Source organism: Ruminococcus sp. 210702-SL.1.03 (assembly GCF_020559915.1).
GTDB lineage: Bacteria > Bacillota > Clostridia > Oscillospirales > Ruminococcaceae > YE71.
Window position 1 is genome coordinate 1 of sequence record NZ_JAJCLZ010000097.1, and the last position, 1079, is coordinate 1079.

A 1079-nucleotide genomic window follows, 5' to 3' on the forward strand; every position below is an offset into this window, starting at 1 on the left:
CTAAGCCTAAACAGGTCAAGCTCAGCTCGTGCGGAGCTACTGAAACTGCGATCCGTTTGAACTGGCAAGCTACGCGCTGCGATGGTTACCTCGTCTATCAGCAACAGTCTGACGGCAGCTTTGAACGTATCGCAAAGCTTGACAGCAGCGCTACCACCTACCGCGTTGACGGTCTGAGCGAGGGCACTAAGTATACATTCAAAATGCGCGCATACAAGCGTACTCCGTCGGGTCTTATCTTCGGCAGATGTGCGAGCAAGACAAAAACTACCAAAGAAAAAGAGATCGTATGGACTGATGTTGATAAGGCGTACTACCAGCTTTATTTAGGCTATCCAACAGCAAAGGATGCAGAATTAGTTAGTGAGGATATTTGTAACTATATTTCTGAAAAATACGGTGAAGTTAGAAATGTAAGAAGAAATATTGATCTGTGGAGAATATACGCATTTGCAGGACCGAACGACGAATGCTACAACTTTAATGAACATAAATTCATAGCCAAAAAAGACGTTGCAGATAAAGATAAAACCGATGATGCTCATTATGATATTTGTATCAACCTAGGTCCTATGCACCAGTATGGTTCACTTATTCCTTTAAAGAATGGATATACCAAAGAAAATTATAATGGTATACAGGAGCTGAAAGAAGAATGTTATTCTTATCTTGGAGATGAAGCAATGACGTTCTTAGATGAATATTATAAATATGATTGTACTAAGGACTTTTGCTTTAATATTGGTGTAGATATTATTCCAAACGGTGCAAGCTGTATCGGTTATGGAGATTATTATGATGACAAAGATCCAATGCACATACCACAATGCAATATATGGTTTTGCGAAGATTCAGCCAACTTGCCCCATAATATAGGCGAAGGTTCATGTATATCTGCCGAAAAATAAACACACAGAATAATATAACGTAAGACGTTTTGAAGAAATTCAGAACGTCTTTTCTTTTTGCTTGCAAAAATAATCTCTGAAGCAATGCCGAGGCTGAGGAGTTGACATAAAAAATACAAAAAAGGAGAGAGATTCTATGTTTAAAAGTAAAATTCGCACGCTGCTGAAACG

The 1079-nt window shown here is 38.8% G+C and carries 1 protein-coding gene; it reads left to right on the forward strand.

Annotation, left to right across the window (positions count from 1 at the left end; translation table 11 throughout):
• The coding region (locus tag LI114_RS13550) for a fibronectin type III domain-containing protein (protein ID WP_227221109.1) at nt 1-908 on the forward strand (908 nt) is incomplete at its 5' end.
• Nucleotides 909-1079: the final 171 nt, after the last annotated feature.